At 44.5% G+C, this 14279-nt stretch carries 10 protein-coding genes; 5 read left to right on the forward strand and 5 right to left on the reverse strand.

The window, feature by feature from the left end:
* The first annotated feature begins 125 nt into the window (after positions 1-125).
* The 3 genes from M1L62_RS17515 to M1L62_RS17525 are packed head-to-tail and all read left to right on the forward strand — an operon-like array spanning position 126 to position 6556.
* Positions 126-3644: a TonB-dependent receptor gene (locus M1L62_RS17515; protein WP_254560913.1), complete on the forward strand. Its 3519-nt coding sequence runs from the start codon at positions 126-128 to the stop codon at positions 3642-3644.
* Between the two features lie 21 nt (positions 3645-3665).
* A complete protein-coding gene (locus tag M1L62_RS17520) occupies positions 3666-5150 on the forward strand; it encodes a RagB/SusD family nutrient uptake outer membrane protein (protein ID WP_254560914.1) in 1485 nt (494 codons plus the stop codon).
* 29 nt (positions 5151-5179) lie between these two features.
* A complete protein-coding gene (locus tag M1L62_RS17525; RefSeq protein WP_254560915.1) occupies positions 5180-6556 on the forward strand; it encodes an arylsulfatase in 1377 nt (458 codons plus the stop codon).
* Between the two features lie 777 nt (positions 6557-7333).
* Here the strand turns inward: M1L62_RS17525 and M1L62_RS17530 are convergent.
* From M1L62_RS17530 to M1L62_RS17540, 3 genes are all read right to left on the reverse strand, one after another.
* On the reverse strand, positions 7334-7909 hold the full coding sequence (locus M1L62_RS17530; RefSeq protein WP_254560916.1) for a porin family protein: 576 nt from the start codon (positions 7907-7909) through the stop codon (positions 7334-7336).
* A 196-nt stretch (positions 7910-8105) separates the two neighbouring features.
* Positions 8106-9368: a beta-ketoacyl-ACP synthase II gene (fabF, locus tag M1L62_RS17535; RefSeq protein ID WP_254560917.1), complete on the reverse strand. Its 1263-nt coding sequence runs from the start codon at positions 9366-9368 to the stop codon at positions 8106-8108.
* Between the two features lie 163 nt (positions 9369-9531).
* The gene (locus M1L62_RS17540) at positions 9532-10098 is read right to left on the reverse strand and encodes a TetR/AcrR family transcriptional regulator (RefSeq protein ID WP_254560918.1); all 567 of its coding nucleotides are present in this window, start codon (positions 10096-10098) and stop codon (positions 9532-9534) included.
* Positions 10099-10207: 109 nt separating this feature from the next.
* On the opposite strand from M1L62_RS17540, the gene M1L62_RS17545 reads away from it, so the two are divergent.
* Positions 10208-11059 (forward strand): helix-turn-helix domain-containing protein, encoded by an 852-nt coding sequence (locus M1L62_RS17545; RefSeq protein ID WP_254560919.1) that lies wholly within the window; start codon positions 10208-10210, stop codon positions 11057-11059.
* A gap of 175 nt (positions 11060-11234) precedes the next feature.
* A complete protein-coding gene (locus M1L62_RS17550) occupies positions 11235-12278 on the forward strand; it encodes an alpha/beta hydrolase (protein WP_254560920.1) in 1044 nt (347 codons plus the stop codon).
* Positions 12279-12354: 76 nt separating this feature from the next.
* On the opposite strand, the gene M1L62_RS17555 is transcribed toward M1L62_RS17550, so the two are convergent.
* Positions 12355-13593 (reverse strand): alkaline phosphatase family protein, encoded by a 1239-nt coding sequence (locus M1L62_RS17555; protein ID WP_254560921.1) that lies wholly within the window; start codon positions 13591-13593, stop codon positions 12355-12357.
* Positions 13594-13777: 184 nt separating this feature from the next.
* A complete protein-coding gene (locus tag M1L62_RS17560; protein ID WP_254560922.1) occupies positions 13778-14161 on the reverse strand; it encodes a hypothetical protein in 384 nt (127 codons plus the stop codon).
* Positions 14162-14279 lie beyond the last annotated feature (118 nt).

The raw sequence follows: 14279 nt of genomic DNA on the forward strand, positions 1-14279 counted from the left end.
TCGGGTTCTCCGGCGTCCTTTTCAGGATGCGAGGGAATTATTTGTCCAAAGCTTTTCACTCAAAGAACAAATCAATCAAAAATATGAAAAAACATCGACAGCAGCTCAGGCTCTTATTTAAAGTTATGAAACTATCATTCTATCAATTGCTAATAGCCTTTATGGTAGCTGCCTCCTCATTCGCCAAAAACGCCGGAGCCCAGGAAATTTTGCGCCAAAAGGTGACCATCCAGGCAAATAACCTGGAAATGCGGAGTGTATTGAAGCTGATCAACAAACAGACAAACGTCCGCTTCACGTACAATTCCAGCCTTTTGCCTGCACACCTGAAAGTGAATTTGCAGGTAAGCAACAACCCCCTGGAAGATGTTCTTAACGAGCTATTTAAACCCGCATCCATTGCCTATGAAGTCGATGGAGAGCAGGTGATTTTGCGAAAATCAACTCCTGTAACGCCCAGCGAACCGTCACAAAACCGGGCTGAAAAAGTACTTGATAAAACGCTGAAAGGCCAGGTTAAAGATGATAAAGGTGAAGATTTGCCCGGGGTGAGTATCGTCGTTAAAAATACGCAGCGTGGAACCCTTACCAACGAAAAGGGAGAATATACTTTGAGCATCCCGGACGGTGATGTAACGCTGGTGTTCTCCTACGTAGGTTATCTGCAACAGGAAATCAATGTCTCGAAACAATCAACGCTTGATGTTTCTCTGAAACCTGATACCAAGGCGCTTGATGAGTTTGTCGTGGTGGGATATGGTACACAAAAGAAAACTGACATTACCGGTGCGGTAACGTCTTTTGATGCGAGAAGTATTGAAGAAAAACCTATCGCACGTATCGAACAGGCACTGATCGGTCAGATGCCCGGTGTGCAGGTCAGACAGCAGACGGGACTTCCGGGTGCAGGTCTGAGTATTCTGGTGCGCGGTACGGGTTCGATCAATGCAGGTACCGAACCTTTGTACGTGATCGACGGATTTCCGTTGGATGTGGCGGGGCAGAATTCAAGCGGAAACTTTTCATCAAGCCCGCTAAGCAACCTTAACCCAAATGATATTGAGAGTATTCAGGTGCTGAAAGATGCGGCAGCGGGTGCAATTTATGGTTCCCGCGCAGCCAACGGCGTTGTGATCATCACCACAAAACGAGGAAAATCCGGCAAGGCAAAAATCAGTCTGAATGCCAATACGGGCGTCAGCAGCATTGCCCGGAGGCTTGATATTTTCAGTGCCGACGAATGGGTGAAAATGGCAACGGAAGTAGCGAATGTCAACTGGGTACGCTCGGCTGCCGGCAGAACGGCTGATCAGTCGAATGAGACAAGACGGTCGCTGCTCGGATTGAAGGCCGGTGAATATAACACGACCTACATGCCGGACGAACGCTGGTCGCAACCGGGCCACCCCGGCTTACAATACGTTGACTGGCAGGACGAAATGTACCGGAAGGCATTATTCCAGAATTACGAACTTTCTGCGAGTGGCGGCAGCGACAATGTGAAATACTTTATTTCAGGAAATTACCTTAACCAGCAAAGCACGCTGATTAAAACGGGTTACAAAAACTACGGAATCCGGGCCAATGTAGAAGCAAACGCTAGTAAAAAACTGAAATTTGGTATCAATCTTGCCCCCTCCTATTCTGAAACCAACGCACCACAAGGCGACGGAAAAGACAGCCCGATCATGAATTTGGCTACTATTTCTCCGGTGGTAGAAGCTAACGCGGGATTGTTGACGGGTGCGGGGGAATTTCCGACCTATACATGGAGCAGCCCAAGACTGGTAAGCCCGGTGGCCGTTGTCAACAATTCGATCGGACTTACGAAAACAACACGGATTCTGAGCTCGGTTTATGCAGAATACCATATCCTTCCCGATCTTTTTGCCAAAACGACAATCAATTTTGATGATATCAACCAGCAGTCGAAAACCTATGTTTCGGATTACGTAGCGGTCGGTGGCGCAGCAGAACGGATCACCAATCCGGGAAAAAATGCAAGCGGATCCTATGGCGGTTTCAGAAAACAGAATTTTGTAAACGAAAACACGCTGAACTACGCCAAAACTTTTGCCAGAAATCACTCCATTTCGGCCGTAGCCGGTATTTCCTATAACTGGGTGCATAATGAAGCGTTCAGCGTCAGCACAGCCGGTGGGTTTGCAAACAGCATCATCAACACCATCAACAACGCGATCCCAAACTCCGCGGGTGTAACGGTGAACGGAAGTACCACCGAAAGCAACAACACGCTCTTCTCCTATTACGGCCGCGTGCAGTATGATTTCAAGGGACGTTACCTGCTTTCAGCAAGTATGCGCCGTGATGCTTCATCAAAATTCGGTTCCGAAAATCAGTGGGGAACCTTCCCTTCCGCTTCCGTTGGATGGAGAATATCGCAGGAGCCATTCTTTAAAAACATCAAGGCTGTTAATGATTTGAAACTCCGTTTCAGCTGGGGAAAATCCGGGAACAACAACATCGGAAATTACAATTCCATCCCGACCCTTGCCAGTGCAGGATATAACTTTGGCGGGAATACGCCGGTCGTGGCTAACGGTCAGGTGGTGGCCGGACTTGCCAACCCGTACCTGAGATGGGAAACGTCCAACACCTATAATGCCGGCCTCGATGCATCCATTTTGAACAACCGCATCACTTTGACGATGGATATTTACACCAAAAAGAATTCGGACCTGCTCCTTAATCTTCCGGTGCTCGCGGCCAGCGGATTTTCTTCAAGCCTGCAAAATATCGGCGCCGTACAAAACAGAGGGCTCGAACTGGGTGTAACGTCCGTCAACATTGCCAAACGCGATTTTGAATGGACAACCAATGCAAACATTGCCTTTAATAAAAATAAAGTCATTTCACTCTCCGAGGACGGGTCGCCGATTTACGTTCCCTCTGCTTACAGCGGCAGTAATCCGCCTTACATCTTGCAACCTGGCTTGCCTATGTTCAGTTATTATGTGACTAAAACGCAGGGAATTCTGACACAGCAGGATATGGATGATCCCAAGGTGGCCAAACTTTTAAACCAGACCGTTGGCGATACCAAGTTTTTTGACAAAAACGGTGACGGGAAAATTTCAGCCGACGACCGTGTGGTTTACGGTCAGCCTACGCCGAAATTTACCTGGGGTTTTACCAACAACTTCACTTACCGAAATTTTGACCTGAGTGTACAGGTTTATGGTCAGCATGGCGGTTCGATCCTTTCCTACTTTGGCCGTGCAGTCGATTTCGCGGGCAGTACCACAGCAAACGTTCTCGGCGTATGGAGAGATCGCTGGACACCGGAAAACCAGAATTATGATGCACCGAGAGGGAAATTCGGCTCCAACTACACCACGCCGCAGGTTACTTCCGACTGGGTTTATAAAACCGATTTCATCCGTGTTCAAAACATTACGCTCGGTTACAGGTTTAAAGATCTGGTTAAATCGGGCTTGTTCAACAGCGCACGTCTGTATGTATCCCTTCAAAACTATTTCGGGCATGACAAATACAAAGGCGGTGTGAATCCGGAAGCACAAAATACCAATGTAAGCGGTAATGGCAGTTATCCGCTTCCGGGAGATTATGGTGCAATGCCGTTAAGCAAAACAGCTTCCATCGGGGTTAATCTTACGTTTTAAACAAATTACAAATTATTGAAAATGAAAAAGTTAATATATTTCCTGATACTGGGCACGCTGACCGGGCTTGGTTCATGCAGCGACCAACTGGACCAACAGCCGGTTTCCAATACGACGGCGGAGAATTTCTATAAAAATACCAATGACTTTTTACAGGCCGTTAACGGCGTTTACAGCAAGTTGACCTCCTACCCGAGCCAGGTTTTATGGCTGGGAGACATGCGGAGCGACAATCTTGCCGTAGTGCACGACGGAAACCGCGACTGGCAGGGTATCAATGATTTTTCTCCGAACATTACCAACACCGCATTTATCAGCAGTGCCTGGAACGATAACTTCAACGGAATTTTCAACGCCAACTCGGTACTGGAAGCACTCGAAAGCAAAGGAAACATCATTACCGATGCCGCAACGAAAACCCGTTTTACAGCGGAAACCAGATTTCTGCGTGGGTTTTACTACTTTCAGCTTGTACGCTTGTTCGGCCAGGTTCCGCTTATCGACAAGCCAAAAACGGCAACGGAAGTAGCATCGATACCACGCAGCCCGGTGGCGGATGTCTACGAACTTATCCTTTCTGATTTGCAGTATGCAGCCGCAAATCTGCCCGCATCTTACACCGGCAGCGATATCGGACGCGCCACCTCGTATGCGGCCAAAGGAATTTTGGGCCTGGTTTACATGACGCGGTCCGGCCCGGTTTACGGAGGCAACGGCCCTGGACTTGGTCTAAAAGAATACGATAAGGCACTGGCGCTTTTTGATGAAATTATCAAATCGGGGAAATATGATCTTTTGCCGGATTACACTTCCGTTTTTTCATACAGCAACGAAAATAACAAGGAAGTAATCTTTGATGTTCAGTTTATGAGCAGCTCCAATGGTGCCGGTTTTCCGAGCCATCTGGTGCCGGTTGCCTTCTGGACAGGACAGGGAATTTCCAATGCTTACGGTAACGGATATGGCGCCAGCAATTTCAACATCTCCAAAAACCTGCTGGCCTCTTACACCTCCACTGCTGAAACCGATGTCCGCAATGCGTTTAACATTCAGCTGAGTTATTCCAGACCGTTCGTTAAAAAGTATATCGATTACTCCAAACGTGGTGTCAACGGCAGAGACTGGCCTATTAACTTTATCGTGCTGCGTTATGCGGATATCCTGCTGTTAAAAGCAGAGTGTATTCTGAACGGAGCAGCCGGAACCCAAGCCGACGTGGACCTTATCGTAAACCAGATTCGGAAACGCGCGGGATTGTCAGCGCTAACCAATGTCACGGCCGATCAGTTACTGGAAGAGCGCAGAAAGGAATTCCTTGGTGAAGGAATTCGCTGGAACGACCTTGTTCGTTCAGGAAAAGCAGTTACTAAAATGAACGACTGGATTAAAAGTGATGCGATCACGACCATCAACACGGTAACAAATGATTTCATTATTTATCCGTTACCAGCGGTTGAGATCAGTACGAAAGCTGGCTTGTACACACAAAATCCAGGTTATTTCTGAAAATCAGCCCCGATTAAATTTAAACACTTATGCTCAAAAGAATATTGATCCTGCTTTGCATGATGGTTTGCGCAAAGCAGCTGTCGGCCCAGTCACAAAAACCCAATATCATATTCATCCTGGCGGATGATCTGGGTTATGGTGATATTGGCCGGTATGGCCAAAAACTGATTCAGACGCCCAACATCGACCAGCTTTCGCGGGAGGGCCTGACATTTACCAACTTTTATGCCGGTGCCCCCGTTTGCTCTCCATCGCGCAGTGTCTTGATGACCGGACTTAACACCGGACATACCACCGTTCGCGGAAACAATACGAAACAAGGCGGTAATCCCGGTAAAAAAGGTGCTCAAACCATCTACCGGGCCAACCTCAGCGACAAAGATTTCACGATAGGAAATCTGTTGCAGCAGTCGGGTTACACAACGGCGATGGCTGGGAAATGGCACCTCGACGGATATGACTCCCTGGCCACGCCACTGCACCGGGGATTCGATAAATTCTCAGGCTGGCTGATCAACTATCCCGAAACATATTCCAACGGATACTGGCCTGCACAGCGATACATCGATGGGAAACTGGTCGAAATCGAGAAAAACAGAGATCATAAAAAGGGAAGTTATTCGGATCTTATCTGCACCGAGGAAGCCATTGATTTCCTTGCGGGTCAGCAGAATGCGAAGAAGCCCTTTATGTTAATGGTGAATTATAACCTTCCCCATTCTCCTCTCGATGCGCCTGACCTTTCCGCTTATCAGGGAAAAAACTGGCCGGAAAACGCAAAAATTTATGCATCCATGGTTCACCAGCTCGACCAGTCGGTGGCGCGAATTAAAAACTATCTGGTTCAAACCGGACTATCAAAAAACACCATTGTTTTCTTCTGCTCAGACAACGGGCCAAGATCCGAAAACACGAAACAGCTATCAGAAGTAGCAGATTTTTTCAATTCCAATGGCGATTTAAGGGGGTTTAAACGGGATATGTACGACGGAGGCATTCGGGTGCCGATGATCGTCTGGGCGCCCGGTTTGGTAAAAGCAGGAACGATCAGTACCACGCCTGCCTATTTCGCAGACATCATGCCAACCTTCGCCGGCATCAGCAACACGAAGACTGCCTTCAAATCCGATGGAATTAATCTCTTTCCGTTATTGAAAGGACAAAAAACTGAAGAGAAACCAAGGTTTTTATATTGGGAATTTTTCGAGAACGGGTTTGAACAGGCCGTGCGATATGGCAAATGGAAGGCTGTCAAACATACAGACAAATTGGAACTTTATGATCTTGACGCTGATATAAGCGAACAAAATGATATTGCAGCCGGCAACCCTACAGTCGTTCAACAGATCGAACAGTATCTGACAACGGCCCGCACTGACTCACCTTTCTGGCCAATAAATTAACCAAAATTTATTTCAGGATTTCTGAAAAATCTGATAAATACCAACGCCGGATGGATACGTAATGTAAACCGTCCGGCGTTGGTATTTATTTTATGCAGGTAACGCCTGGATACAAAATTCTGGCATAGATTTTATAAAATTTTATGGTAATCCGTTAAGCCGAAATTATTGATTGGATGAAAAATCCATTCCATTTTTTTGGCTTAAAAATTTACTGTAACCAGTTATTTATCAACATCTTAAACTTATTATTAAGCACATCACCTCAGATACGCCAAATTTCACGTATTTTAGCTGTTGCACTTTTAAAAATTCCCCATTTATTTTGAATTCTGATTTAAGCAAACTCCGATATGCCTTCGGGTCAAAAATATTTAAAGAAATAGTGTGTGTATAATATGGCAAAAACCCTGGCAATAGCCGGGGATTTTTGTTTTCAGACTTCATAATTTGAGTCTGTAAGCCCTGTTATCCAAAGCAATACGAATAAATATTACTTGCTTGTAATATTTATTCTATATTTTTCTTTGTTTTTATATTTCCAACCCCTACTTTTATGTCACTTATTTTACAAGTGTAGAGGAGGGTTAAAATGAGCAAAAGGGCCTTGATGATATCAAGGCTTTTTATTTTGCCATATTGCCGATTTTTGAGCGGGAAGATTTCATATACTACAAAGCCGCCTATCGCTTAAAACAACTACTACAAACGGGTTCAAAAAAAAATGGCGAACCTGAGTCCGCCATTTGGTTAAATCCATTTTATGTTTTTGTGAAGCTATTTCACAACTGGTATAGCCCAGAACAAACTGACTTGTATCACACTATTTTTAAAGTCGGGATCGATGTTTTTTCCTGAAAAATCGCCCACTTTGGATAGCCCCGCAATATAACGCGCGCCAATACCCAACCCAATGGAAGACTGATAACCAATACCAGCGCCCAGTGCCAGATCAAGATTTTTAGAGAAATGATCGATCGTCTGATCCGGAATATCTTCACCTGTCTTAAAAGAAACCTGCGGTCCCGCTTCTATGTAAAGTCCGCCCGTGGTTTTCAATTTCAGCATAACCGGAACAGTCACATAACTCGTTTTATACTTTTCAGCTTTAATTCCATTGTCAACTTTGGCGCCTTGTGTCGAGAAAAGAACCTCTGGCTGAATTGAAAAGTGCTCTCCCACCCCAAAATTCAACAAACCACCCAAATGAAATCCCACCAGGGCGTCGGATTCGATGTTACCACTCGTATAATTACTTACGTTGACACCGACTTTGGGGCCAAATTTGAATGATTGCGCGAAGGTAAAAGTGCTGATAGCTAGCAGGATCAGAGTTAACGAAATTTTTTTCATATGGCTTTTGATTAAAGTGTAAATATTTACCTGAATTAAGCAATAAAAAAGCATGCCAACAAAATATTATGAAACTATATACCCGGGTTTATTTATCAGACAGAACACTTCATTCGACGTAAATAAAGACAAAAAGGTCACATACCATCATAGTATGTAACCTTTTTTCACTTTAAAACTCTAAAACTCAGTTTGATTATTCCTCAAACTTTTTGAAAATACTTGTAGCAATATGTCCACCAAAGCCAAATGTGTTGCTCATGGCGTAGTTAACCGTTCTTTCCTGCGCTTTACCTAATGTCAGGTTAAATTTACCCTCAATTTCAGGATCAACCTCAGTCGTATTGATCGTTGGAGGAACAATATTGTGAATCGTTGATTTGATACAAGCGATCGCTTCCACTGCACCGGCTCCTCCCAGCAAATGTCCGGTCATGGACTTGGTTGCGCTGATATTCAGCCCAGAATTAAATCCGAAGACTCTTTCAACCGATTTCAATTCGCTGGCATCACCCATTGGCGTTGAAGTCGCATGCACGTTCAGATAATCTATTTCATGCGGTTGAAGATTCGCCTCTGCCAAAGCCTCCAGAATACCCAGATACGCTCCTTCTCCCTCAGGGTGTGTACCCGTCAGGTGATAGGCATCGGCAGCCATTCCTCCCCCAACAATTTCAGCCAGAATAGGCGCTCCTCTTCTCACGGCGTGCTCATAACTTTCCAATACCAGTGCACCGGCACCTTCACCCATCACAAACCCATCTCTTTTTATATCAAAAGGCCGCGACGCAGATGACGGATCTTCGTTGTAAGTAGACAGGGCCTTGCTTGCGTTAAAACCTCCAATCGAAGTTTCATTGATTGGCGCCTCAGATCCACCTGTAATGATCATATCCGCTTTTCCCCAATGAATGTAATTGAATGCGTCAATAATCGCTGTATTGGAACTTGCACAGGCAGAGACTGTTGTGAAGTTTGGTCCGCGTAAACCATATTTAATGGAGATAACACCCGAGGCAATATCCACAATCATTTTCGGGATAAAGTATGGGTTAAAACGTGGTGTCCCGTTGCCCAGCGCAAATTCCATTACCTGCTCCTGGAACGTCTGTATACCTCCGTTGCCACTTCCCCAGATCACCCCGATACGGTTTTTGTTAAGCGTGTCAAAGTTGATATTTGCATTTTTTACGGCCTCTTCAACCGCGATCAAAGCATACTGGGTAAAAGGATCATATTTTCTTGCTTCATTTCTTTCGAAAAAATCCTGCGCTTTGATGCCTTTCAGCTCGCAGGCAAATTTCGTTTTGAAATGTGTTGTATCAAACTTTGTAATATTGGCCGAACCGCTAACCCCGTTTATTAATGAATTCCAAAAATCGTCTACATTGTTCCCGATCGGCGTTAAGGCGCCAAGCCCTGTTACTACCACCCGGTTTAATTCTTTACTAATTTTCATTTTGTGACTTCGATTTATTAAATATTAGCTTTTGGTTAGTTCCACATTTCAAAAGGCGAAATTAAAATTTGTTTGCACTAATACCTCCTAAAATATATCCGATGATAATAAAAATGTAAATTTACCGAACGATCGGTAAAATAAAAACAATTTGATCTTTTATTTAATTCCCCTGCCCCAGCAGTTTCGGAATGGCCGATATGCTGGTTCTGAATATGTTATTATCATTCATAGCACGCGACAAAACCAGTGAACCCTGAATATTGATAATTGCCTCCATGGCTTTTGCTTTTGCAATATCCTCAGGTAAGCCGTTTTCCGTGGCAACGAGTGCAAAACCGTCGCTCAGGATCGTGAAACAGGCGGCTATCGATTCCTGAAACGAAGCCGATTCGGATCCTGCGGAAAGCATCCGCAACGGACAATTCCTGTCCCCATTCGCAAAAAGGTCACTGATTGCCATTAAAGCCTCCTCCAGACGAACATCCAGAGGTCGCGACGTATCTCGGATCACTGCATCAACGCGGTCTAAAAACCAGGCCCTGATATTTAGCAACACATGTTTTGCCATTTCCTTTTTCCCCCCCGGAAATCGGTGGTAAAGACTGGCCTTTTTCAGTCCGGTGGCCTGCGACAATAATTCCATTGACGCGCCGTCATATCCGAAACGGGCGAATACTTCTGTCAGCTTCCGGTCTACGTCCTGCGGGAAAACTTTAATTACGGGCATACAATTCCATTTTACCGATTGTTCGGTAAAATTACAAAAACTTTTTGAGCGCTTTGCTTAAATTTGTGGCTATGTTTCATAACCCACATCGATCTGATTAAATATACCCATGGACCACTTCAAACAGTTTACGTTCAAAAAATTCGGATATATCAGCATTGAAAAAACAGACCATGAGGATTTTAAACAGATGCGTTTTCAGGATTTCGTCAAAGTGGTTCTGTTAAAATCAGGCAGCATCATCAAAGTTGATTTTAAGGAATATCCAATTGAAAAAGATGCGCTATTTTTCATCAATGCCGGACAGTGGTACCTATTTGAGCATATCCGGGAGGGGAAAATGCTGTATTATAATCGTGATTTTTATTGCATTGAGATTCACGACAAGGAAGTAGCCTGTGACGGAATACTTTTTCATAATGTATACGAAATCCCCGTTGTTTACCTGACGGACGAAGAATCTGCATCCATGCATACCATTTTTGAAGAAATAAAAAGTGAGATCAGCCACGACGACAGCAGTACCGAAGAAATGCTGCGGATTCTTTTAAAACAGATCATCATCAAATCCACACGTATCTGGAAACAGTCGCATCAGGTTACAGACGAAAGTGCGAAACAGGAACTTGAATTCTCCCGAAAATTCAGCCAGCTCGTGGAGTGGCATTATACCAGCAAACATTCCGTAGCCGACTATGCCGATATGCTGAGCATCACTCCGAAGGCCTTGAATAAAAGAATTGCCAAATACGGCAAAATCACGCCGAACGATATCATCAAAAACCGGATCATGCTTGAAGCGAAAAGACTCCTGGTCCATACCGATTTAAGTGTAAAAGAAATCGGCTACAAACTGGGTTATGATGACCCGGCCTATTTCATCCGGTTATTTTTAAAACAAACCGACGTTTCTCCACAAAACTTTCGCAAACAGTATTTATCAGGGTTGGTGGAAAATTAGTTTGCCCAAACCCCTATTCTTTCAATGATTTAACCGGAATTTCCCGTTCTTTTTCTTCTTTTTCAACGAAGGGAAAAAAGTGCAACGAGAGTTGCCAAAGGTGCATTGAGCGGCCTGGCGTCACAGGGTAATTTTGTCCTATCAAATTAATCATTCAGTTAATCAAAAAGACAAAATGAAAACGTTATCCCTTTTTAACACCACAGCAGCATTTTTCGCTTCCATACTTTTGAGCGGAACACTTTCAGCCCAAACCATCGACCCGGCTCAGGACCCAGCCATTGAAAGCAATACCAAAGTCTTTTTGAACGCATTGAATACCGGAGGCGGAAAACCATTGGAACAATTATCACCCAAGGATGCACGCGCCGTATTAACGGGCGCGCAGGAATCCGTTAAAGTTGACGTATCGGGTATTGAAGTTTCCGAAAAAACGGTCAAGAGTGAGGGACTTGATGTAAAACTTACCATTGTACGGCCGGCAGGCGTTAAATCGAAACTTCCAGTTTTCATGTTTTTCCACGGCGGGGGCTGGGTTCTGGGAGATTTCCCAACCCATAAGCGTATCGTGAGAGACCTTGTTGTTAATTCAGGCGCCGTTGCAGTCTTTGTCAATTACACCCCTTCGCCGGAGGCACACTATCCGGTAGCGATCAACGAGGCCTATGCCTCTACGAAATGGGTAGCCGAACATGGCAACGAAATCAATGTGGACGGAAAACGTCTGGCTTTGGCCGGTAACAGTGTGGGAGGAAACATGACAGCCGTAGTTGCACTCATGGCGAAAGATAAAAAAGGCCCGGAAATTAAACTGCAAGTGTTGATGTGGCCGGTAACCGATGCCAATTTTGAAACAGCTTCCTACAATCGGTACGCTGATAAACGTTTCCTTACAAAAAACATGATGATCTGGTTCTGGGACAATTACACCACCAGCCCCGCAGAACGTAACGAGATATACGCTTCTCCTTTGCGTGCCTCGAAAACACAATTGGCAGGATTACCGACTGCCTTGATTCAAACCGCTGAAAATGATGTACTTCGTGACGAAGGTGAAGCGTACGGACGTAAACTGGACGAAGCCGGTGTAAAGGTGACCGTCACACGTTACAATGGTATGATCCACGACTTTGGCCTACTCAACCCCATCAGCAATGTTCCAGGTTCCCGTTCCGTTGTTTTGCAGGCAGCCGCCGAAATTAAGAACGCGCTGAAATAAACAATCACTCCTTTTACAAAAAAACGCCCTTTGATTTTGGATCAAGGGCGTTTTTGCGTGGAGAATACTGCGAAATTTATTCCACAATCCACCGGTTAAGATTGTTGTATTTTGCTTCCAGCACAATTTTATAGAAACCCGCAGGTAATTTTGAGATATCCAACGTTACCCTTTCATTCCCGGCCGGAATCTCGTCCATCAAATAATACAAGTCACGCCCACCCTCTTCAAAATGATTTGTGGTACTGAGCCAAACCTTGACATTACCTTCCTTGGTCACAGCTTTCCAGCTGACATTGATCTTACCATTTTCTTTTTTTACGACCGGATCCAGAATAGAAATCTTCCCGGTTAATGACACCCCATCCACTTCAAAAGCCTGTTCCTTCGGAAAGCTCACATCCATATGTCTGGCAATGGTTGGCATAATATCAACAACACCGGGGTTGGACCTGAAATTTACGTTCAGATCTTTTGCATTGGTTACGATCCAGGTACTGCGTTCACGGTCCGACTGACCACCATGACCCTTTCCATCTTTCGCATCACGGCCATGATCGGTGGTTATAACAACAAGCCAGTCCTCCTTGAAATTTTTCTCCCGATACTGCACAGCTTCCCACAAACGCCCCATTTGTTTATCCATCATCCGGATAGCGTTATGAAACTGATCGCTGTCGCCATACTTGTGCCCCATATCATCGGTGTATTCCAGATAAACCCAGGACAGATCAGGGCTATTGGATTTGATATAAGACGCAGCCTCGTCCACCACTTTTTCATCGATCTTATGGATGTAATCTTTCAATTTATCATGAGGAAAGTGAATCGTATCCAGTTCAAAACCGTCAAAAGTATAATCTGTTTTCAGCTTATCTGTTTGCGGCAAGCCGTCCCCTACCAGTTTCGTACGGTTATCAAGCCATGTCGAAAAAACAGCACTACGTTTCGCCGGATACTGCTCCTTGAAAAAGCGAAAAATTGTCCAGTAGTTGTAGTTTGGCGCTTTGATATCGTTATCCCAAACATTGTGTTTGTTAACCCAGGTTCCCGTTAGCAAACTGTTATAACCCACAGCAGAGATCGTTGGTGTTTGCGAATAAGTCCCCTTTTCCCCGCCAACATGTGCCCGTGTATAGCCACCTTGCCTGGCAATCAAGTCCAGATTCGGCTTCTGTATTTTCTCTAAAACATCATTGGAAATACCGTCAACAATGACAAAAACCGTTTTTTTGACGCGGGGTTGTGCAAGAGAAGGATTGCTGGCCAAACCAACAGCCAAAAAAGCAGCTATAATAATGTACTTTAAATTCATGAATAAATAGAGCTCAGATTAATTCCTACCTGGAAAATCGGCTGAAATTAAACATAAATATTGCAGCTCAAAAAATGTGATGTGTTTCCACACACAATTTCACATTAATATAACAAAACGGGAAAACTGAACGCCGCCCGGTATGCCCGGTCCGTTAAATTTTCCCGTTTTTAAATTGCAATTTCTATACCTCAAAAATCAGCTGCTCATCCCGATCTGAAATCTGAATTTTTCTGATAAAATTATCATAACCTTCCTCATCCTGGTGGTCACTGTAAACACCATAGGTGTCCATGCTGTATCCAACAAGTCCGTCATTAGCCTCGATAATGTACAAAATAGAAGAATCGGCGGGATCTGATTCGCCTTCAAATCTGTATGTTTTGATAATTGTCAGATCCTCCGGCTCATATGTTTTGCCTTTACTCGCCGAAAAACCTTCTTCAGTCCACCTGAATTCGTTATCGAATTTTCTCAAACGAAGTTTTTCCAAAACATGCGATAACGTCGCCATTTCCGTCACCCTGGGTTCCGAATCCGGCTCGTTGGTTGAAATGTTATTTTCCATAGTGGTCATTGACAAGTATGTCGTGTTTGGTTGATTTCGATTATTACCCCTTCTCAAATATTGTGCCATAAGAAATGGGATATGGATTCAGATTTAATTCAAAATTGAATACGTAAAT

This window comes from Dyadobacter diqingensis (assembly GCF_024220585.1).
In the GTDB taxonomy this organism is placed as follows: domain Bacteria; phylum Bacteroidota; class Bacteroidia; order Cytophagales; family Spirosomataceae; genus Dyadobacter; species Dyadobacter diqingensis.

Coding starts and splice junctions, on each gene's coding strand:
- M1L62_RS17560 (WP_254560922.1), bottom strand. CDS start 14,161: ATGGAAAATAACATTTCAACCAACGAGCCGGATTCGGAACCCAGGGTG.
- fabF (WP_254560917.1), bottom strand. CDS start 9,368: ATGAAAATTAGTAAAGAATTAAACCGGGTGGTAGTAACAGGGCTTGGC.
- M1L62_RS17540 (WP_254560918.1), bottom strand. CDS start 10,098: ATGCCCGTAATTAAAGTTTTCCCGCAGGACGTAGACCGGAAGCTGACA.
- M1L62_RS17550 (WP_254560920.1), top strand. CDS start 11,235: ATGAAAACGTTATCCCTTTTTAACACCACAGCAGCATTTTTCGCTTCC.
- M1L62_RS17555 (WP_254560921.1), bottom strand. CDS start 13,593: ATGAATTTAAAGTACATTATTATAGCTGCTTTTTTGGCTGTTGGTTTG.
- M1L62_RS17515 (WP_254560913.1), top strand. CDS start 126: ATGAAACTATCATTCTATCAATTGCTAATAGCCTTTATGGTAGCTGCC.
- M1L62_RS17525 (WP_254560915.1), top strand. CDS start 5,180: ATGCTCAAAAGAATATTGATCCTGCTTTGCATGATGGTTTGCGCAAAG.
- M1L62_RS17530 (WP_254560916.1), bottom strand. CDS start 7,909: ATGAAAAAAATTTCGTTAACTCTGATCCTGCTAGCTATCAGCACTTTT.
- M1L62_RS17520 (WP_254560914.1), top strand. CDS start 3,666: ATGAAAAAGTTAATATATTTCCTGATACTGGGCACGCTGACCGGGCTT.
- M1L62_RS17545 (WP_254560919.1), top strand. CDS start 10,208: ATGGACCACTTCAAACAGTTTACGTTCAAAAAATTCGGATATATCAGC.